Raw genomic sequence first — 22136 nt, forward strand, 5'->3', positions numbered from 1 at the left:
AGGTTAAATTAAAGTTTAATTAGAAGAGATTAGAAAAGGATTAGAATTTAGGGAATAGCAGTGATACGGTAGTTCCCAGATGGTTCGAGCGAATATCAAAGTCTACGCCTTGATCCTTAAAAACGATTTGCGCAAATGAGAGACCGATGCCGCTTCCCTTCACCTGACCGACATTTGATCCACGATAAAAAGTCTGTTTCACAGACTCCAGTTCGGCCTTTGGGATACCGATGCCGTGATCTATAATTTGTAAAGACAGTCTGCCATCTGCACTGGTCATTCGGATAAGCACTTCTTGCCCATTTGCGTATTTCAGTGCGTTTTCGATTAAATTAGAGATCGAAAGGGAGATGAGCATCTTGTTGCCCCGAAAATTAAAGTATTGTGGTTCGTCGACCTCTATATCGACTTTCAAGGGTACGGCAAATGATCTCGAAAATTTAGGTACAAGGTCCCACACGATCTCATCGATACGAAAGGTTTCCAGGGAACGTTTCAGGGCCTGATCTTCGGTCAGTAATAGAAAATTACCAATAAGCTGATTCAGAAAATTCACATGCTCGGTAATGGTTTCGGCCAGTTCACGGTATTCTTCCTCCGTTCTAACTTTTGCGCCGAAGACCTCCATTGAGCCCAGGATACCCGCTAAAGGCGTTCGGAACTCGTGGGAAACATAACTTACAAAGTTCTTTCTGATAATCATATTTTCACTGATCCGACGTAGGAGTGCATTATAACTTTCAATCAGATCCTGGAGTTCATCCTTGGTTTTTATGGCGGTCAAGGGCTCCTGAATGGTACTTAAATCTTTATGCTGAATTTCTTGGATCACTTTACGAATGGGCAGATAAGCATACTTACTCAGCCAGACCGACAACAAGGCAATACTAATCAATGCAATGAGAAAAACAAAGACAAGCGTAATGAGTAAACGGTTCAACTGATGATCAAAATCTGCGCTGGACTCTTTGACAAACACAAAGAAATCGCCCTGATTATCGGGATAATACAAACCAAAATAAAAGCTATCGGCTGTTTTAAAATAAACCGTTTTGTCTGTTTTCAGCTGGTTCAGCAAATCTGTATTAATTTGATTATCAAACCGCATACCACCATAACTCACCTTCCCCGCTGCGTTGTAAACGGCTACCATCGCGCGCTTGACCAGACTTTCATATTGATTTTTGGATTCCATGTGCTTTAGCGGACTCTGTTCGTCCGCTTCAAGGTAATAAATACCGGCTATCTTCGCATTTTTTTCCAGCGAGCTTATCAGATGTCGTTCAGAAGAATTATAAAATATCCAGTAGATGACTAGCGTTGCAAGCCCAAAAATGATGGTGAATACCAAGGTAGAAAAGAGTGTGAGTCGAATCTTTAAATTCATGGTCAGTCCGTTGTGAGCATATAACCTACCCCTTTCACCGTTTTGATAATGGAGGTATCACTCCCCGCATCAATCTTACCTCTTAAATAAGAAACGTATACATCGACAACATTGGTATTATTATCAAAATCAATTCCCCAGACAGCCTGTAAGATCGCTGTTCTTGAAAGGGTTTTATTGCGATTTTCGATCAGATACTTCAACAGTTTAAATTCTTTAGGTGATAGATCGATATTTTTACCATTCTTATGGACTTCATACCGTTCAAGATCCACTTTTAAATCATGAATTTCTACGCAGCTATCCTTTGGTACGTTTTTATAATTGTCGCGGCGTACCAAGGCTTTGATACGGCTAACCAATTCCTTAAAGGAAAAGGGTTTGACAAGAAAATCATCAGCACCACTTTCCAAGGCCTCGACTTTATCTTCAACTTCTCCTAAGGCACTTAAAATCAATATTGGAATATGATTTTTTCGATATCGGATCATCTTCGTAAATTGTATACCATCTATTCCGGGCAACATAATATCAAGTACGACAATGTCCAATGAATCCGCATTGATCCATTCACGTGCCGCTTCCGCAGATTCAACCAAAATGACCTTGTGGCCCATCTCTTCTAGACCTTTAACAACAAAGCTGCTAATACGGCGATCGTCTTCTACTAAAAGTATCTGCATATACTCAGTTTATTTTTATGCGGGATTATAAAAATCCCGCATTTCTCTTAGAATTCTACAAGTATACGAATTTACAAATTAATCGTTTGGGTGATCCAGAGCAGTGTCGAGGATAAAAATCTTTGTCTATAACGTTGACAAGTCCATTATGCGGAATTCTCGATTATTCAGGTAAAAAATATTACGTCCTATATTATTTGTTTATATTTAACCTAACAATTCGGAAAGGAATTAAAATGAACACAGCATTGCTCTCCAATAGAAAAAGAAGTGAAGAGATTACAGTTCAATATTTTGACTTTTTAGATCGCCATTTAGCGGAATTGGTTCGTGGAGACAGCATAGAAATGATGGAGCTTCAGGATATCGCCAACATACTCTGTGTTTCACAAAAGCATCTTATCAAGATTATACAGGAAACTTCCGGAAATCATCCCTGCTATTTTTATGTACAAAAGATATTAGCTTGTATCAAGGACCTACTCGTTAATAGTGATTTGACCATTGCGAAAATTGCACAAATGCTGACATACGACCCGTCCAACTTCACAAAATTTTTTAAAAAATATGAAGGCATGTCGCCATCACAATTTCGTCAATTAAAAAAAGCGAAAAGTTCACCATAAGAGGTTCCTTAACATTTGTGAGATTTGCTATAATCAAAATTTAAATTATTATGGCAAGAAATGATGTAAAAGGAAAAGTTGTCCTTATCGCTGGTGGTGCAAAAAACCTTGGCGGATTATTAAGTCGGGATTTTGCGGCTCAAGGGGCAAAGCTGGTGATCCATTACAATAGTGAATATACCAAAGCAGACGCTGAACAAACTCTGGAAGCTGTCAAATCCGCGGGGGCAGAAGCAATATTAGTGCAGGCGGACCTGACAAAAATTGAGCATATCACGAAACTTTTTGATGTCGCAATTGAGCAGTTTGGTGGCGTAGATATCGCCATTAATACGGTCGGTAAAGTATTGAAAAAGCCAATTGTGGATACCACGGTCGAAGAATATGACAGCATGAGTGACATCAATTCAAAAGTTGCTTATTTCTTTATTCGGGAGGCGGGTAAAAAACTGAATGCAAATGGCAAAATCTGTACGATTGTTACCTCATTATTGGCGGCCTATACGGGATTATACTCTACTTATGAAGGACTGAAAGCTCCAGTAGAGCATTTTACGCGAGCTGCTTCAAAAGAATTTGGAGAACGGGGAATTTCGGTTACTGCTGTAGCCCCAGGGCCAATGGATACGCCATTTTTCTATGGACAGGAAAGCGAAGACGCTGTTGCTTACCATAAATCTGCTTCAGCATTAGGTGGGCTAACCGATATAAAAGACATTGCGCCTTTGGTGGAATTCTTGGTCACCGATGGTTGGTGGATAACGGGGCAGACCATTTTTGCCAATGGTGGTTATACAACACGGTAAAACAACAAAGAGAAAGCATCTTGAGAAAGATGCTTTCTTGATAAGCCTATTTCTTTGGATTGATTCGTATATCACAAAAGCTAAGCAACAATAAACAAGCCCTGATATTTATTAACTAGAGTTGCTCCAAAAAACGGAGATAGCGCGTCACGCCCTCTTCTACCCATGAGGTAGATGACTCTTTTTCAATTCCATAAAAGACGAAAGGTTTTTGATAATCCGCTTTAACATAATCAAAAGTAATTTCAAAAGGACTTGTTAATTGATCCATGCTATATTTATACTTTCCTGTCTCCCTATACTCCTGCTCGTCTATCCCAGCAGAAATTGCTAATGCAATTTTCTTTCCTTCCAATTTTTAGCCACTGTTCTTACCATAAGCCCATCCATAAGTAAGCACTTCATCCAGCCATTGCTTGAAAAACGGCGGACAATTAAACCAATAAAAGGGAAATTGAAAGACAATTTTATCATATTTCTCTATCATCTGCTGCTCGGCCAAGACATCAATTTTACCATCAGCATAGACTTGGTGCAATTGATGGATGTCATACAACTCAGGTTGATTTTCCAAGGCCTTAACCCAACTTTTATTTACGACGGAAGCAGCAAAATTGGGGTGAATAACGACTATTAATGTTTTCATTTTATTATGTATCTATATATGCACAAGTCACCACATTTAGCCGATTCGTAGCGGCAGTTTTAATAAACGACAGGACTATGATTTAAAAATAGCGACATAATTCCTATTTTGGCTTATCTGTAACCCAATGTTAGGTACTATAAAAAATGTGCGTATGACTAAAATCAAGACGAGCTCCACTAACTTTTCAAATAAAAAGCAACTTGAGCATAATTGCCCCGAAGTTTTTGCCGCTAATGTGATTGGTGGTCAATGGGCTCTAGCCATATGCTGCTATCTCATCAATGGCGCGCTACGTTATTCTGAAATCAAAAAATGTTTACCGGGTATCACTGAACGTATGCTCACCTTACAATTGCGCAAGCTAGAAGATGATAACATTATTAAACGTACTGTATATGCAGAAGTCCCGGCACGTGTACTTTATGAGCTGACTGCACTGGGATATGAACTCAAACCAATTATTCGAGAACTAGGGAAATGGGGAGAGAAGTTACAACAGGTTCAAAAATCTTAGACTTTAGCTGACAGAACGAAAGGTTGTTTTTATTTCATACATCGTGCTGTTACCAGTAATTGGCCGACATGACGCTGTGCATGCTCTGCAGCGTGGAACAACAAACCAATCAACGTAGTAGGGATCCGTTTTCTACCCAAGAAACGTAGTTCCGTCAAGGTGTCCGGATCAATTAACGCCAGTTTTTGCAAAGATTGCTGAATCTGCCGATGTAAGTTTTCTACAAGCGATATCACGCTTAAAGCACCATCTTCTAGACCTTCCTGACGGAGGTCGTCAAATTGTTTATCCGTTAAGGATTTATTTTCGGCATAAGTAAACATGCGATCGATTACTCCACGAATATGTTGCAGGTGAAAACCTATACTGGCGTTGCCACCCGGTTTTGTCCAAAGCTGCGCTGAGGATATTTGTGCGGTATACTTCAAAACATCTTCTTCAACTTGTAAAAGTGCATGCGCAACAGGTTGGAGAAGAGCGGGAACTCCTTCAATAGGTCCACGCATCCATACTTCTAAATTTTCCATGCTTTTAAAATAGCTAACAGTCTACGCGGATGCTTTTTAAAATCCATAAAGCTACAGCGTTTAAAAAGAATGCAGATAGCAGTCCGTTTCGTCAAAAATACAGTTTACTCCTATAAAAATAGCTACTTCCTATAGCTTGTTTAAAATCGATTCAATTATTTTTTAAAATAAATTTGCATAGTGTAGTAAATACACTTACCTTTGTATCATCATAATTTAGGTTTATAATTGGTTATTTAAGGTTTTCATTCTCCCCGTTTGAAAACCTTTTTTTTTATAAATGACTGCAAAAATATAATCTTCCATCATCCTTTATCATATCACCGAATCGAGAAAAAAGCAGGCCCATCTTCCCAATAATAGTAGGGATAGGTTATAAAGGCTTTTCATTTCAAACATAAAAAGGGCAATGTTCACATTGCCCTTTCTTTTAGATACCCATTTAATGGCCTTTACATCTTATAATATTGCTCCCAACCTCTTGCTGGTGGAGGTCCGGCTAAGAGTGCGTTGGCAAACTTATCATTGGTCACTTCTTTTGTCTGCGTATTCAATATCAACTTACTGTTTAAGCGTTGTGCAATTACACCCAAGCAAAATACTTGGCTCAGAGGACCTGCAATTTCAAAAGCCGAGCGGGTTTTTTCTTCGCCTTTACAACCTTTCAAGAAATTAGCAAAGTGGTTTGACGGTGATTTTGGCACTTCCGGTAACCGAGACTCCATTTCCTTGGCTTTCGTTGCTGGAATAATCTGCAAGGTACTGGCATGGGAGCCACCTTTAAATATCAAATCCTTGCTGTAGATAATTTTCCCAGGATTTAGTTTGGCGGGTTCCAATTTCCCTGTACTAGGTGCAGGAATATTGGGATCCAATCCGGATACACCATAGCCTTCGGGTATAGGTGGCAAATTATCCAGTCCATCATACCAATTGATATCGACTGCTGGCATCTTTTTCCTTTTTGGGAAATGAAATTTCAAGGTTGAAGACATGGGGAAAAAATAGGAATTATGCCCATCAAGCTTCACAGCAGACACTTCTGTAGGCAGCCCCAAATCTAAAAATTCATGTGCTGTATCCAATATATGTGCCCCCCAATCGCCTAGAGCCCCCATTCCAAAATCATACCAACAGCGCCACTGACCATTCACAAAATCTTTGTTATAATTATGGCCAATAGTCTGCATTTGCCAAAGATCCCAATCTAATGTTTCGGGGATCATTTCTGCGGCAGGAAAACCCTTTATATTTACATCCCAGCCATGCCATCTACGCGGCATATTCATGTGCGCATCGATGCGCGTCACATCCTTAATAATGCCGGCATCCTTCCAGGCTTTAAACTGAAAGTAATTTGCTTCGGAGTGCCCTTGATTTCCCATTTGGGTAGCAAGCTTAGGGTTTTTCCGAGCTTTATTTGCCATCAGTTCGACTTCAAGGAATGTTCTCGCCATTGGTTTTTCCACGTAGACATGTTTACCTAAATCCAGTGCAAGCATCGTTATGGCAAAATGCGAAAAATCAGGAGTTCCGATACTTACAGCATCAATCTGATTTCCCATTTTGTCAAACATTACCCTAAAATCCTTAAACTTCGGTGCATCGGGAAACAAACCCAAAATTTCCTGCGTATGTTTCGCACCAAGATCGACATCACATAGCGCAACAATATTACAGAGTCCTGTTTTATAGAGTTCTTTAATGATGTCGGCAGCCCTGTTTCCCAAGCCTACACAGGCTAAGTTGACACGTTCATTTGGTTTGGCCAAGTTAACATTCCCCAATACACTATTGGACAGCATAACCGCTCCTGCAGCGATAACGGACTGTTTAACAAAGCTTCTGCGCGATAAATAATGATTCATAAGAGATAGGCTTAATTCGGTGTATTAATTTTTATGCTGCGAAATGAAACACGATCACCATGGTCCTGGAGAAGAATAAAACCTTCCTTCGCTTCGCCAAAGTTTTCCCAATCTTTGTATTTACTGATCTGAACTAAATCTTTAAACGCTTTGGATCCCCGCTCATAAGACAACATCTTAATGCCATTTAAATAGTGTTCAACTTTGTTATCTGCTGTGACCACAACTCGACCTCTATTCCACTCGCCGATCGGTCTACGCGCGCGATCATCACGATTGGATGTAATGAGATCGTAAAGCGATGCCAAGGTACGATTTCCGTCACGTCCCAACTTCGCGTCAGGATGTAAAGCATCATCCAGCACTTGATATTCCAAACCAATAGCCGATCCTTTTGATTTTTCTTTTAAAGTCACAAAATACTTAACACCACTATTGGCTCCCGGACTAAGCTTAAATTCAAATGAAAGATCAAACACCGCGTATTTATCTTTTGTGACGATATCGCCACCATTGGTCGATTCACCACCGTCAGATTTTAGCACAGTCATTTGGCCATCCTTAACTTCCCAACCGCGTTCCGGAAATTTATCGCCATGTATACTCCGCCAGCCCTTATTGGTTTTACCGTCGAACAAAAGCTTAACACCTTTCTTCTTTTCAGCGTCAGCCAAGTCGTTTGGCTTCAAGTTCACGATATAAAGATCTTTTGGAAAACCTTTTGATTTGAGGTCGGTTGTTTTTATTTTAATATTCTTAAAGTACACTTTCTTTCCATCCAGTTTAGGTGGAATACCATGCACCTGCAACCCGATAAAGCCAGATCTATCGATCGTATCAACGACATAAGCAACAGGAATATCATTGATCCAAGTGCGCAGCTCATCACCAATGGCTTCAATTCGTATATGATTGAATTCCTCTACTTTATAGGCTTTTTTAGCATTTTCATTTAAATCGAGTGGATAAATCCATCCACGACGCGCCTCATCATAGATTCCACCTGTCCAAGCACGGGCAGAGGGGTCTATTTCTACTTGCCTTCCATATACACGTCCGCGTCCATCATTAGCCTTTGGATCAAGATGGCTCCGTGTCTGAATACCTGAGTTTGTTTCATTGCCTTCAAGTTTAACATCCAGCTCCAATATGAAATCACCATATTCTTTTTCAGTGATCAAAAAAGAATTGGGTGTACCTTTTGTCATTCGACCTACGATAGCATCGCCCTCTATAGAATAAGGTGCTTTTCCGCCGACAGACTTCCAGCCATTTAGCGTTTTTCCATCAAAAAGGTTCGTCCAACCTTTCTCATTACTCTTATCTGTCTGGGCATACGACATAACAGCATTGCCGACCATAGCAGCCATCAAAACAGATTTAAATAGTGTATTTCTTTTCATTGTAAAATTTAATCTTGAGTCTATTGACCCGGTTTATTTATTCATCATTGGTTTGTAACTTACAACGTGTGTCTGGCCAATTTATTGAAAATTATCATCCACAGCTTCTCCACATTCAAGCCTGATACATATCATTTACTAAGCAGTCATTAATCATTTGACTCAGCGAAACAATAATATCAATTAATATAAGTGAAATGAATCAAATGATCTGATTTATTTACGAAAACGTTTGAAAACACTTGTTACTTACCTTCAACCAATAGCGGCGTTTTATTTTTCTCTGCACCTGGGTAACCTATATTTTGATTGATAACACCTTTAATATTGGTATTAATCGCATTAGCGGGCACAGGCCATAAGATATGGTGCACACTAATTTTATATTCGGCCCACTTATGTTTTACCCCTTTATTATAGAAATTACTTTTAGCAACCACTCTATCGTACCAGAAATTAACTCCAGTTTGTTTAATGTTCGCATTCGTTCCGCCCGGGCCGCTAATCTGTTTTAAATCATAGACACGACCACCAAAAATTTCGCATGGTTTTCGGGTCTTTGCATAGGTATAGGCAATCCTTACGAGCTCAATATGTCTGTTTTCTTCGTAATACAACTCACGTGTGCGCTCATCTAATAGCTCACCGATATTGATTTCATCTGCTGTTAGCTGTGATGCACCGGCGCGTTGACGGACTTCGTTAATGGCCATAGCGGCCTGACCATGATCATTTTTCCAATAGTAACTTTCGGCCAACAATAAATAGACTTCTGCAGAACGGTAAATATACCACGGGGTCTCCCCGCCTTCCCATTGTGTCTGCAATGGATCCGGCACAAATAATTTGTAATGCGGCCAAGAGAACCATAGACGAATGGAATCCTCCACACTCATTCCCACCGGTTTAACCAGATTTTTTCCATACCAGGGATTGCCCGTCTTTTTTAAGTTGGGCTCATTGTACTTCAAATCTTCCATCTTTCGCCAACTATCCCGGTTAAAGATCCCCCGCAAGTCATTATCCTCTTTGCCAGGCCTCCAAATCTGATTTGTAAAATACCAGGTTGGACGCAATCGTCCTATACCACGACCATAGTTCTTATTTAAGTCCAATGAAAGATCAGTTTCATCCGCTGCCAATGATAATCCTGTCCCCGTTTTCCCGTCTGGTGTTTTTATACCGCCGTTGTTCCAAAAAGGAACGCCATTACGCATTGTTCTGATACGATCAGAACCATCAACTCCAGGATAAGAAACTACATACATTAAACCTTCGGTATTGGCACCATCTAATTTTGCTTCAACACTATGAAGATCAAACATCAGATTGGTATTTGGCCTTGTCTTATTCACTGTAAATCGACTTTTCATAAGTGGGTGTAGTGCAACTATCTCTTTTCCAACAGCAATCGCCCTATCAAAATCCGCCAAGGCCATGCATACCTTCATTAACAATATACCACAAGCCGATTTGGAGGTACGCCCACGGTCTACTTTTTCGGGCACCCATTGGTAGGCAAATTCCAGGTCTTTTCGTAATTTTTCGAGAATGCTCCAACGATCGTAACTATAGAAATCGTACTTCGGTTCATTTATTTCTTTATCAATAAAAGGAACATCGCCAAACTGGTGCACCAATTTAAAATAACGATAGGCACGTTGAAAATAAGCAGCTCCTAAAATCGCGTTTTTTTCATTTTCGTCTTTAAAAGTTCCTACATCTATTCTTGAAATAATCAGATTGGCATATTTTATCCCCTTAAATCCCTCGTACCAATACCACCCCACTTTAGTTCTATCGTTGTGATTGAGATCTGCATCGGGGAGCAGTGCAATATCCATATCCATTTGTGGACCAGCTTTATCTGTTGTCCCCTCTACGGCTACTTCAGATTGGATAATCTCGGTCAGAATGGGCGCAGCATCGCCAAAAAATTCATGCCGCATATTTCTTTCACAGGCCGTTAAAGCGGAGTACATACCTTGCGCATCGGCAAGTGCAACATCAGGCTCATAGAAAGACAAGGGTTTCGGTTTAAGCCAATCCTTACTACACGAAAATGTAAAAACAGCCATTGAACCAATACATAAACTAAATAGTATATTTTTTTTCAATTTCATGATCTAAAAATTAAAGGGTAAGGTTTAAACTAAGGTTATACGTACGGGGGGTTGGGTCACCTGAAGCTTCAGGATCACCGAATCTCCAATCTTTTGTCCAATAGGCTACATTTCTCACAGATGCAGCAACACGTAACTGCTTTATTTTCAACGAATTCAAGAGTATTTTAGGAATGGAATATGATAATACGATATTTTCCAATCTAATATAAGACTTGTTGATGTAGTTAGTCCCGTTATTTTTTGAACCAATTCGGGCATAATCATTGATCGGATTTTCGGGGGTCCAACGAGGTAGCGCATAATCCGTACTGCGATCTGCAAAATTACTATTGTTTGCGGCCCTATTGAATTCTGCGAAATGCCCCCAATTGGAGTACATAAAGAAAGAGAAGCTCAAATCTTTATAGCGCAATTCATTTCGAAACGACCAGCGAAAACGCGGTGTTGTATACCCCTGAAATACGCGATCGGCATCCGTTAAGACCCCATCTCCATTTTGATCTATATATTTAAAATCGCCAGGTTGGTTACCATATTTTGCTGCCATTTCCTCTTCCCCTAATTGCCAGATTCCATTTCGTTGGTAGGCCCATATCCGGTCGGGATCCTGGCCAATAAACCATCTATTTTTAACATCGTCCGCTTCCTTCTGGCCAACGATATTTCCCTCACTATCTTTCACATCCACCATATCACCATATAACTTCACGATTTTTCTCCGATTCAACATAAAGATCGCCGTCGCATTCCAACTAAAATCGCCCCTATTCATGATGTTACTATTCAAGGTAATATCAAAACCTTTATTGGAGAGCTCACCAAGATTGGCGGCAACACTGTTAAACCCTATAATTTCTGGCAATGCTCGATCCACCAATAAATCCTGCGTCGTCGCCGTATAAAAATCTAGTGCGCCACTCAGACGGCCTTGGAAAATTGAAAAATCCAAACCGGCATTATACGAACTTTTATTCTCCCATTTTAAGCCCAAATTGGCCATTCTATTCACGTATAGCTGAGAAGAAAGATAAACTTTTCCACTCGCATCAATATAGGGATGTAATCCAGAGGTCATGTCGGAAAGAGCTTCATACATTCCAATATCGCGGTTTCCGTTTCTTCCCCAGGAAAGCCGCAGTTTACCATAGTCTAACCAGGATTTGGTCTTTTTCATAAATTCTTCCGCCGTAAAATCCCAGGCAAAAGCCAGGGCGGGAAAAGTTGCTCTCGGATTTTGAGCGCCAAATGCTGAATACCCATCACGTCGAACAGAAGCAGTCAACATATAACGATCTTTAAAGGAATAAAATAAGCGGGCCATCAAGGCGTCCCCTGTCCGGTAGGTATCATTACTTTCATTCAATGGAATAGTGCCCGCCTGCAGACGATGCCAACCCAGGACATCAGAAGGTACAAACTGAGAAGCTGTGGCCTTGGTCTGCCAATACTGCCCTTTCTCTGCATTTTGAAGCAATGTTACTTCAAAATTATGTTCATCAAATCGCCGCTTCCAACGCAACACATTATCTAACTGCCAATTATAGGTTTTTTCAAATGATCGTTCGCTACTGCCCCCTTTTGCCTTCCACTCTGGATTTTTAGAAGAATCGTGGTTATAATATTCGTGCCAGATAAACGAAGGCGTAAAATTGGATTGTAATTCTATCCCAAAGGGCAAAGTAATGACACCGTACAAACTGGAATTCAATGTATTGTAATGATCTTTTCGGTCTCTAAATTGATTATCAAAAAAAGGATTTACTGGTGTAACATCTCCAGTAGGAAGTCTTTGATAAATACTTGTAGGATCATCGATATTATTTGATCCATAGGGAGATATCACAGCGGACTGTTTCCAATCCGCCTGTAAAAAACCTTCATTTCGAACCGCAAAATTAGTATTAGCACCAACTTTTAAATAGGGTGTAATCTTTGTTTCCAAATTTAATCTAGTACGAAAATTTCTAAATCTATTACCAGATATAATCCCCTCTCTATCAACATGATTCAAGGACAAATAATAATTTGACACCTCATTACTATTCGATACAGCAACTGCATAATCCTGCTGGATCCCCTTTTGAAAAACCAAATCCTGCCAATCCGTAATCTTATTGTTCATGTAATTTTCAATTTCCGGCGTCTTAAGCTCTAATCGAGAAAGCCAAGACCTGATCAGCTGATCCTCTGTTACATTTGTAACGGGCGTCTTTTGATCGTAATTATACCAGTCCAATTGATTGGTTCCATTGAGCAGTCTTGGGTCCACAAACATTTCGGGGTGTGCTTTAAGATAGTCCTCTGTCCGACGACCTACTTCAAAGTCATAACGATATTTCAAAAACTCATCAGCATTCATCACTGCAGGCATACCTGCATTTTCCACCATTCCAAAATTACCATTGAAAGTAATAGACGGTTTTCCTTTTTTACCTCTTTTTGTCGTAATTAAGATAACGCCATTGGCTGCTTTTGCACCGTACACAGCAGTCGCACTAGCATCTTTTAAAATATCGATTGACTGAATGTCATTGGGATTAATATCAGCAAATGTTCCGTCAAAAATAACGCCGTCCACGACATTTAGCGGACTGCTGCCAGCTTTCAATGTTCCCTTTCCCCTTACGAGCAAATCAGCATCACCTTTAGCTGAATTACCCTGTCCAATCACCAATCCAGCTGCATTTCCCCGCAGGAGATCCTGAACTGACCTGGGCGCCTCCTTCTCAAGCTTTTCGGTCTGCACAGAAACGATTGCACCTGTCACATCTTTCCGCTTGGCTGTTCCGTACCCAATAACGACAACTTCATCTAGATTCTCTGTAGATTCAGAAAGGGTAATCTCTATTTTCTTACCCACTTCTACCTCAAGTTCTTTGGACAAGTACCCTGTATGGGTAAAAGTTAAAGTAACTTTAGCAGTACTACGCTGCAATTTTAAACTAAAGCGACCGTAACTATCTGTTACTGTACCCATGGAAGTTCCCTTCATCAAAACGGTGACTTTTTCCAAAAAACGACCATCATTTGTTTTGACGGTACCCATTAGTTCTTTTCCAGTTCCTTGTGAATAAACAATTCCTGTAGACAGCAATAGCATACACAAAAAAGAAAAGCTAACGAAAATTAAACGATTAAATTTTCTCATAGATTAAGATTTATTGGTTATTAATAAATAAAACTATAAAAAGCCCAAAAACAAGACCTTTTAGTCCATTAATATCAATTGGTTATTATTTAATCAACACAAAACAATAGTATTAATTAAGAATACACAATCAAATCTTTTTAATCCATTTATTTACGAAAACGTTTGAATGACCATAAAAAACAAATCACGGCATTCCAACAAAATAGAGAGAATAGGTTATACCTCAGGCAAAAAAAACAACACACGGCAAACAAAAAAGCCCTTAATATGCTTTAAAGTGAATAAAAACTAAAATAAATTGATACAAAAAAGCATATTTTTGACACAAAATGATATCTTTTTACACGTACAATTTCATTATCTTTTAAATTAAAACAAATATTGAATTTATAAATTTTCATAAAAGAAACCACACACACTTTACTAAATTCAAGAACGACATGATCAAGAATTTTTTCTTGGCCGGGGACAAAAGTCACCTGTATTATTTACATCGGGTCAAATGAAAGAATCGGAGTTTGGAACAAAATCGTATTGCTGATGAGTTAGCCAAAACAGGTCTCCATCATTCGGCGTCAGAAGTAGTTGGACTAATCTCCAATTCTACATACAACCTCTTCTCATTAGCTTATTTCTAACATTGCCCTACCCAGGCCGTGTAAACCAGGTGCCCCCACATTGAAAACAACTAAAAAAGTTAGCCTCAACATAGACTCACGTTATTTGTAGGAGGAACTTGATGATACGATGGTCATAAAAAGGGCTCAACGACAGGGTCGTGTACGCAATTCGTATTATTTTAGAAAAGTAAATAAAAACAATCAGTAAAAAATTTGGAGAATACGAAAATTATATACAACTTTAAAGCACAAACACCTGCTCTAAACAGGCTACAAGTTAACAAAGGAAATTTTTTATTTTAAAACGAGGATTTTATCTTAGAATCGCTCATAGATAAAAGTCTAAATTAGTTTTTTTGCAGAAAAACTTACTTTTACTTAATGTACAAACAGTAGCATACAAAATATGACAACCAACCCCATTAAGGTATATACAGTAGTTTCAAAAGAAGTAAAAGAAGATCCAGATTTATTCACCAATCTGGAAGGTGTCTTCTCAACATATGAAAAAGCACAGGAATATATTGATCACTTCTTTGGTAATGCTAAATATGGTTATCGATCTATTGTTACGACCTATTTAGACCCCTTTCAGGAAGAAATCCAAAATAATGATTCTTATTATAGCATATCATCTCAATTAATAGGGCCGCATTTAGAAGTTGAGATCTGTAAAACTTCTTTTGCTGTTGTCCTCTCCGAAGTTGAACAATTGCGTATCGATCCGGCCACCTCAGAGAAACCCTTGGAATTAAACCTGCACTGTTTTGCTGCTTCTGAGGAAAAGGCAATGGAAAAATTCGAAAAATTAGCACAAGACTATGCAAAAGAACACAAGCTTCAATTTCAAATTAGCCCTTTTCGCATTGCAGATTCGGACCAATGCTATTAGCCTTCAATTGCAATGAAATTATAGCAAGAGATTCAGGGAAGTATTTTTTTTACGGATTTCACTTAAATATTCTGGCGTAAATCCCAGATACGAAGCAATCAGGTATTGCGGAACACGTTGTACAAACTGCGGATATTTACGGAGCATATCATGGTAGAATTCTTCTTTAGATTTAGAGAATAGATATTTAACCCGCATTTGCGCAGCAGCATAAGCCCTTTGGTAGACAAATCGAAAATAACGCTCCATGATCGGAAATGCAGCTACCAATTTTTCTTGATTTTCTTGACTGATATAAACTAAATCTGAGGTCTCTACGGCCTGAATGTAAAATGACGTAACAAGCTTATGTTCGAAAGCCATATTGTCCGTAATCCACCAATTTTCTATGGCAAATTCAGTCGTTTGTTCGACTCCCTTTTCATTAACAAAGAATTTACGGAGAATACCTTTCAATACAAAAAAATGGTATCTACACACTTGGCCCTCCTCCAGTATATTTTCTTTTTTCGCGACCGTTTTGGTCTTAAAGTAATGCAATATTTCTTCTAATTCGACCGGATCGATAGCGACAAATTTCTTTATATGTTCTTTCAGTTTTTCCAACAGTCTGTCAATTTTTTGTACAGACAAAGCTACTCATTCATTTTATCATAAAAAATACATGCGGCACCATTTCAAATAAGCTCGAAGAGCAAGGCTGGGAAAATAAATTCAAGTAATGGATGTCATCGATATCAAAGAAAAGGACCTCATGTCCATGTTAACACCAAAATTGAAGGAATGACAGCACATTGTGACTAGTGTTCCTAAAAAGGATTCTAACAGAAAATCAGCCCGCCATTAAAATAGGCGGGCTGATTCGCATTTATGGTATCCAATACGGTTTATCAGAAAACAACCTTACTATACTAACGTAAAATTCGAACTTTTCGTACTTTATTTACTTAATCCGTAAAACCAATCTACAAAGCCGCAATCTCCTGCTAAAAAGCGCCAACTATTCCGTAATGTAGTGAACCTCATGCGCCTCTGTCAACTGCGGAACTTCCAAATTATGAAGCATTTTATCCAATACAACATCTGGCAGTGGATATTCCCGATCGTTATTCTGCGTGCGCCAAATCTTGTAGGGTTTTTCAACGTACAACAATTTCACGTAGGCTTGATAGCTGACAAAAAGATCGATCAATTGTTTTCGCATCTGGGAAGTTATATTAGTGGCATTCCAGATAAAATCCTGTCCGCAGCGTAAGTATTTTTTTGCCTGCTCTTTTGCTTCCTGTACAACCCATCCGTTTCTCTTTTTATCGGTCGGATCAATGCGATACTTGCGTCTGATGTCGTCCAGACTAATAACGGGGAGGTCGGTATTCATTGCTAAAATCTGATAATCTTTGCCCATTCCCGGCAAACCTGAAAGTACAGTCACCGTGGATTTGAATATATCAAAAGGCACATAACCAACATAACTATCGTTTCCATTAAAATATGTAAATCGTGCATTTTCAGACAAAAAAGAACGCGTGGCATCCCAGCAGCCAATCTCTTTACTATACAGTTCGAACATATCCAATGCATAGAGCAAATTATCCAAATCGCCACAATACCTTCCTTTAGCATCAGCTTCGGCCAACAACTTAAGTTGACTCATTTTGACACATAGTGACGCTTCCAAGGCGCTCTTCATCGGATCGGCTTTTTCCATCAACCATAATGGCAACCCATGATAGCGTACCAATGCGACAATTTCCTCCCGTAATGCAAAAGGGGTCTCCACATCACGAAATAAAATCTCCCGTGTGGTCTGTGCTCCTTTTTTGGCATGATTTGGTGAACTGATACGACCATCGGCAGCGACAACTGTCGTCGATCTCTTCTCGACATCATGCAATAAAGCGGAAGCCCAGAGGAGCTCCTGCTTTTGTTCATCCAGATTCCGATATTCAGGCAATACTTCCAGCTGCTGTAATACCATTTGGGTATGAATCGCGACATTCCCTTCGGCATGATGTAAAGGATCCTGTTGTACCTGTTCCATATCCCTGACCCAAGAAAATTGTTTCGCTAAAGCCGACCAATCCTTATTTGTTGCTATTGTCCATTCCATGAATAATCCCTCCTTTCCCAAATCATTTTTGCTCTTCGCCATGATTTTGTCCAATGTTCGTCGGTCTGCACATGTCCTTTTCTAACGTATTTAAAAACATTGTGCTGAAATTCGCTGACGGTATATGCATCAGCATTCCTGCAGACTAACCCCTCCATCGTACATGCTTCTTCAGTTTTAGGATCAACCGATCCAAATATAGAAGACTGCATGGCCAAATTTTCGACTAAACGCCGAAGTTCTAACTCAGTCAAATCCTTTACCATGTCGAGTTTTAAAACAGGTACAGTAGGCAAATCAAATAAACTGGCATAAAAAGTAACTTCTTCCCATGAAAGCCACTGATCTTTAATTCGAGCAGCAAAAACATAATAATAGTGCTCAAGTTGCATATACTCGATCGAATGCACAGAATAAAGATTTTCACCAAAAAACTCCAAATCACCCAGATCGTTTTTTAATCTGGACCAATGCTCCCGAAGCTGGGCCGTCCATGGCGACGTGGTTGGAGCTGCATGAGATCGTGCAAATACTCCACGCCGTGAAAGGCAATTATTCTCGCCATCTAATTTTTCTGTAAATAACAGTTGATGGAAAGATTGCATATCCTTCCAATAATATTGATTAAAACGATCGTCGCTGCTTGTCCCTGGCGAAAATGGGAAATGATAGGTACGACCATATTTTGTTGATTCCATTTTTAAAATTTAAATCCATACTAAAAAATTGAAGACATAGGCATTGGGTAAACAAATCGGGTAAATCCCGTTGTTTACTTTCTTCCTAAATATCGACAATGCATTACATGACTTTAAATTTTAAAAATTGACAACACAAATGATCTGTTGCTACAAAAGTATACAATTTATTTTAAAAACATAAATACGCTCCCTTTGATTTTTGGACAACACACCGCCTTCCCTACTTTCTAATCAGCCTTGATTAGTCAAAAAACGCGTCAATTAATATAATTTCAATTCAGTGTATGTCGTTCCAATGGGAATAACCCTGTCTGCTACCCAAATTTGGGTTTTGTCGAACTTCATCATTTTACTTCGTGCGACGATAAATGCTCTGTGACAACGAACAAATTCGCCCTTCGGGAGCAGTTCCAGCAGCTCGCTAATGGTAATTCTAGAACTAACGCATTTATTATCGTTCAAATGTATTTGGGTGTAATTGCCTGATGCTTCAATATACAGGATACGGTCGAATTCAACTTTAACATGTTCATAACCATCTTTGACGAACAGATAGTCTTTGTTATGCTGTAGCTTTTTTGCCCGAAGGCTATACAATTCGCTCGCCTTGTTGCAGGCTTTCAAAAACCTGCTCATAGAAAATGGTTTAAGCAAGTAATCGATGGCGTCGAGCTCGAAACTCAATAGCGCATGCTCAGAATAAGCCGTCGTAAAAATCACCATTGGCGAAGTATTCAAACTGCGCAGAAACTCTATTCCTGAAATATCTGGCATTTTTATATCTAAAAAGATAAGGTCCACCTGCTCCTTCTGGAGATAATCAATCGCCATAAACGCATCCGTAAATGTACTTTTTAATTCAATAAAAGGGACTTTAGCTATATGGTGTTCAATAACCTGCAGTGCCACAGGTTCATCATCTATCGCGATGGCTATCATAACAATTATTGATTTAAAATCTGATCTATTTGGTCATACAGTTGTTTTCCATTACTTGGTCGAAGAGCCTTTTCCACAACTAATTTTCCTGTTTTATCAAATATAAAATATTGCGGATAATATTCGGCTTTGTCTTTTGCATTTAGCAGTAATTCCTTCCAAAAGGGCTCAATCTGTTTCCTATTTTTACGTAAATGGATTCCGGTTAAATTGTTGACGCGTATAAAGTCTTTCCAGTCCTGATCGCGATGGTCTTCATCCATATCCAAATAAACGAAGGCAATATCTTTATCCATGTATCTTTTCTTCAGTTCAGGTGTATACTTCAATTCAAACTTGCAGGGACCACACCAGGTTCCCCAAACATCCAAATAGACCACTTTTCCTTTCAATTCAGCAATCAGGTCGTCGATCGATGAGATAGGTTGATCATCTTCAATCAACCGAATCTGTTTGTTGTGTTTATTCGCCACCAAAAGAGCGTCAAGATCGGCAATATAGCTTTCAACAAGCGGCTTATGCTTATCTTTTGGAAATATCTTCCAATGTGCCCCTGCCAATGCTTTTAAATGCGTTAAGTCCTTGTCATGATATAGATTGACCAATTGTTGAAAATTGTAGTTTTCTACGATAGGCTTGGAGAAATTATTTAAAGCACCGATAAACCGCCAATAATCTTTACTATAGATAGTCATTAATCTATTTGCACTGTCTAAGCTTATCCCGAAATAAGGGATTGGTTCACTAGACGGAATTTTCTCGGCCCGAATCTTAACAAATGCTTTCGTTTCCAAATAACGCAGGTAATTGTCAAGGAAAGAATAAAAAGAAGGGCCTCCAAAGTCGTCCTGTAAATTAATAAGTGCTTTTCCAAACAGCTCTAGAACCAAACTATCTGCGGTAGACTTTGGCAATTCAGCGATACGGGCAAAATCGTTCAGATGGTTCATCCGTTGCGCGTAAAACTCAGTACGTATATAGTTTTTTAGTGAGGAAGACAATGGACTAGTTTGGATCACTTTATTGATTTGATTGCAATCCGCTAAACAGGGAATTAAAACTTGCTGTCTCAACTGAGCCAAAGAGCATTGAGCAAGATTATTTACGTTCGGGGCCTTCATAAAAAAAGGCACTTCATCGTGTTTTATTTGCTGTATAATTTTGTTTTCTGTCAAAGCACTACCGTCTGTAAATACGATCGTAGTGTCGGTTAAATTCAGGATAAGATCTTTACCGGGGCTTAATAACAAGGTTTGAAATACACTGCTGTAATTTAGAGTCGCGGATTTTCGAGCTGTTATTGGCAGTGCGACCTCAAATGTGCCATCGCTGGCAACGGTTATCTGTTGCGAATTTTCTTTATAAAAACCAAAAACAAGAGGAATATTAATTTCCAAGGCCTTGTTTGGATCATAATTCCAAATCTTACCGCTCAATTTAAATTGAGCATGACTGCTTAGACAATACAAGGTCATAAGCAAAAAAACAAGTATTTTTTTCATTGCTATTAATTAAGGAACCAATAAATCAGGTGAATAATTGATTAAAAGATAGTGGAACTAGTTAGATTTAAATAACACTAGCGATCTTTAAATATGTAAAGTTAAATGGATAAAAAATTCATTGGCATTTTCACGTATCATCAGTTCATGTCGATCTCGATATAGCAATGAAAGACGTTGGCGTACATTCTCCAAACCGACACCACTTTTTAGTTTTTCGGGATCACGATCACTTTTCGGATTAATGCTATTACTCACATCGAAAAACAAAACCTGGTCTCGCACTTGCAAAGATATTTTAATATAAGACGATTTCTGAAGGCTTATACCATGCTTAAATGCGTTCTCGACGAAAGGGATCAGCAACATAGGGGTAATTTGATAATTTTCAAACTGCTCCTCTATTTCCGTTATAATGGTAATTTTGTCTGACATCGAAGTCCGCAGGGTCTGTAAAGCGATGTAATTATTCAGGTATTCTATTTCACGCGTCAACGAGATTTTATCTTGCGTATTTTCATGGAGCATAAACCGCATCATATCGCCCAATCGCTGAATTCCCTCCCCTGTCCGTTCGGCTTTTTCCTGTAATGCCGTGCCATACAATGTGTTTAAGGCATTAAATAAAAAGTGTGGATTTATTTGAGATTTTAGAAAGGTCAGATTCGCATCCGACTGCCCGAGCTCCGTACGTAGGGATGCTATTTCGTTTTGACGCATTAGACGTTTTTTAAAGAGAAACCAGGACAGCGGAATGCTAACCAATAATTGCGTGGGTAAATGAAACATAGCAACGATAAAGATCACTTCGTTTGTCTGATTAAAGAAAAATAGCGCCGGCACACTTAATGGCAGGACTGAAATCAAGCTAATAGCAAAGATAGTCCAGAAGAAATCACGGAATTTCTTCTGTTTTTCCTGTAATTTTGGCAACAAATAGTATAAGGAATAGATTACAATACCGACTGCAGACAACACAACCAAAGTCCATAATACCGAAAGTTGTGAATGGGATCGCGATGTAATCAAAAAAAACAATCCAATAAACCAGCAACCAATTCCAAAGGATAAATCCATTTTTAGCTGCTTTTGCAGGGTCAGATTTTCTGCCTTGCTTTTAAGCAAATAGCTGATCAGATATTGCGCACACGTGTATAAAGAAATTATAATTGTTAATAAAATAGCTTGCGCAAAAGCCTTAAAAAATATACTATTATAGCTTCTTTGAATACTGTCATAATCCTTCAATTCGTAGGCGTGGCTATAGGTCCGGCATACACCTAAAATCAGTCCGGATACCAAGATCAAAGCAGCTAGTAATGAATAATTCAGCAGCTCCCGTTTTCTGTTGATGAGGGAAGGAATAAGGACAAAATTTAAAAGGAGAAACATCACATATAGAAGCAAATCAATGATAAAATTTGGCACAAAAAAGTTAAAGAAATAGGAGTAGCTTATTTTTTGGTGAAGGAAATAGTTATGCATACCGCTATCATCCCGATTGTTTGTATCAACAAGCAAAGCATAAACAACAGCGACAAATACGACAGTTGCCATCCAAAATTCTATTTTTCTTACGTCTTTCAGTTTCATGTTATTGGTTTTGATGAGGCAATATTAATTGAAATGAAA

General features: G+C 38.9%; 17 protein-coding genes and 1 pseudogene. 4 read left to right on the top strand and 14 right to left on the bottom strand.

Features of this window, described 5'->3' with window-relative positions:
• Positions 1-40: 40 nt before the first annotated feature.
• Both B3297_RS16185 and B3297_RS16190 read right to left on the bottom strand, forming a co-directional pair.
• Entirely contained in the window at positions 41-1387 is a 1347-nt protein-coding gene (locus tag B3297_RS16185) for a sensor histidine kinase (RefSeq protein ID WP_286768280.1), read from the bottom strand.
• 2 nt (positions 1388-1389) lie between these two features.
• Positions 1390-2070 carry a response regulator transcription factor gene (locus B3297_RS16190; RefSeq protein ID WP_046675722.1) on the bottom strand — a complete coding sequence of 227 codons (681 nt, stop codon included), beginning with the start codon at positions 2068-2070 and terminating at the stop codon, positions 1390-1392.
• Positions 2071-2306: 236 nt separating this feature from the next.
• Here B3297_RS16190 and B3297_RS16195 point away from each other — a divergent pair, with 236 nt between their 5' ends.
• Together B3297_RS16195 and B3297_RS16200 are read left to right on the top strand one after the other, a co-directional pair.
• A complete protein-coding gene (locus B3297_RS16195; RefSeq protein ID WP_286768281.1) occupies positions 2307-2696 on the top strand; it encodes a helix-turn-helix domain-containing protein in 390 nt (129 codons plus the stop codon).
• A 50-nt stretch (positions 2697-2746) separates the two neighbouring features.
• A complete protein-coding gene (locus tag B3297_RS16200) occupies positions 2747-3502 on the top strand; it encodes an SDR family oxidoreductase (protein ID WP_286768282.1) in 756 nt (251 codons plus the stop codon).
• 115 nt (positions 3503-3617) lie between these two features.
• Here B3297_RS16200 and B3297_RS16205 read toward each other — a convergent pair.
• Positions 3618-4148, bottom strand: a pseudogene (locus B3297_RS16205) (NAD(P)H-dependent oxidoreductase).
• 154 nt (positions 4149-4302) lie between these two features.
• Between B3297_RS16205 and B3297_RS16210 the strand changes: the two are divergent.
• On the top strand, positions 4303-4665 hold the full coding sequence (locus tag B3297_RS16210; RefSeq protein WP_046676349.1) for a winged helix-turn-helix transcriptional regulator: 363 nt from the start codon (positions 4303-4305) through the stop codon (positions 4663-4665).
• 29 nt (positions 4666-4694) lie between these two features.
• On the opposite strand, the gene B3297_RS16215 is transcribed toward B3297_RS16210, so the two are convergent.
• The 5 genes from B3297_RS16215 to B3297_RS16235 form a co-directional block, all read right to left on the bottom strand.
• Positions 4695-5192 carry a DinB family protein gene (locus B3297_RS16215; protein ID WP_286768284.1) on the bottom strand — a complete coding sequence of 166 codons (498 nt, stop codon included), beginning with the start codon at positions 5190-5192 and terminating at the stop codon, positions 4695-4697.
• Between the two features lie 452 nt (positions 5193-5644).
• A complete protein-coding gene (locus B3297_RS16220) occupies positions 5645-7060 on the bottom strand; it encodes a Gfo/Idh/MocA family protein (RefSeq protein WP_286768285.1) in 1416 nt (471 codons plus the stop codon).
• 11 nt (positions 7061-7071) lie between these two features.
• The gene (locus B3297_RS16225) at positions 7072-8463 is read right to left on the bottom strand and encodes a 3-keto-disaccharide hydrolase (protein ID WP_084823277.1); all 1392 of its coding nucleotides are present in this window, start codon (positions 8461-8463) and stop codon (positions 7072-7074) included.
• Positions 8464-8708: 245 nt separating this feature from the next.
• The gene (locus B3297_RS16230) at positions 8709-10586 is read right to left on the bottom strand and encodes a RagB/SusD family nutrient uptake outer membrane protein (RefSeq protein ID WP_286779144.1); all 1878 of its coding nucleotides are present in this window, start codon (positions 10584-10586) and stop codon (positions 8709-8711) included.
• A gap of 10 nt (positions 10587-10596) precedes the next feature.
• Entirely contained in the window at positions 10597-13737 is a 3141-nt protein-coding gene (locus B3297_RS16235; RefSeq protein ID WP_070569436.1) for a SusC/RagA family TonB-linked outer membrane protein, read from the bottom strand.
• A gap of 1029 nt (positions 13738-14766) precedes the next feature.
• On the opposite strand from B3297_RS16235, the gene B3297_RS16240 reads away from it, so the two are divergent.
• Entirely contained in the window at positions 14767-15252 is a 486-nt protein-coding gene (locus B3297_RS16240; RefSeq protein ID WP_070569433.1) for a hypothetical protein, read from the top strand.
• A gap of 18 nt (positions 15253-15270) precedes the next feature.
• On the opposite strand, the gene B3297_RS16245 is transcribed toward B3297_RS16240, so the two are convergent.
• The 6 genes from B3297_RS16245 to B3297_RS16270 form a co-directional block, all read right to left on the bottom strand.
• On the bottom strand, positions 15271-15858 hold the full coding sequence (locus B3297_RS16245; protein WP_254667763.1) for a Crp/Fnr family transcriptional regulator: 588 nt from the start codon (positions 15856-15858) through the stop codon (positions 15271-15273).
• Between the two features lie 394 nt (positions 15859-16252).
• Complete coding sequence (locus tag B3297_RS16250) at positions 16253-17404, bottom strand: AAA family ATPase (protein WP_286779145.1); 1152 nt, start codon at positions 17402-17404, stop codon at positions 16253-16255.
• Complete coding sequence (locus tag B3297_RS16255; RefSeq protein ID WP_286779146.1) at positions 17347-18060, bottom strand: RNA ligase family protein; 714 nt, start codon at positions 18058-18060, stop codon at positions 17347-17349. Before B3297_RS16255 ends, B3297_RS16250 begins: the two co-directional genes overlap by 58 nt.
• Positions 18061-18324: 264 nt before the next feature.
• Positions 18325-19002: a LytR/AlgR family response regulator transcription factor gene (locus B3297_RS16260; protein ID WP_070569424.1), complete on the bottom strand. Its 678-nt coding sequence runs from the start codon at positions 19000-19002 to the stop codon at positions 18325-18327.
• Between the two features lie 5 nt (positions 19003-19007).
• Entirely contained in the window at positions 19008-20504 is a 1497-nt protein-coding gene (locus tag B3297_RS16265; RefSeq protein ID WP_070569420.1) for a TlpA family protein disulfide reductase, read from the bottom strand.
• Positions 20505-20591: 87 nt separating this feature from the next.
• A complete protein-coding gene (locus tag B3297_RS16270; protein ID WP_070569417.1) occupies positions 20592-22097 on the bottom strand; it encodes a sensor histidine kinase in 1506 nt (501 codons plus the stop codon).
• Positions 22098-22136 lie beyond the last annotated feature (39 nt).

The organism is Sphingobacterium sp. UBA3519 (genome assembly GCF_002377215.1).
GTDB lineage: Bacteria > Bacteroidota > Bacteroidia > Sphingobacteriales > Sphingobacteriaceae > Sphingobacterium > Sphingobacterium multivorum.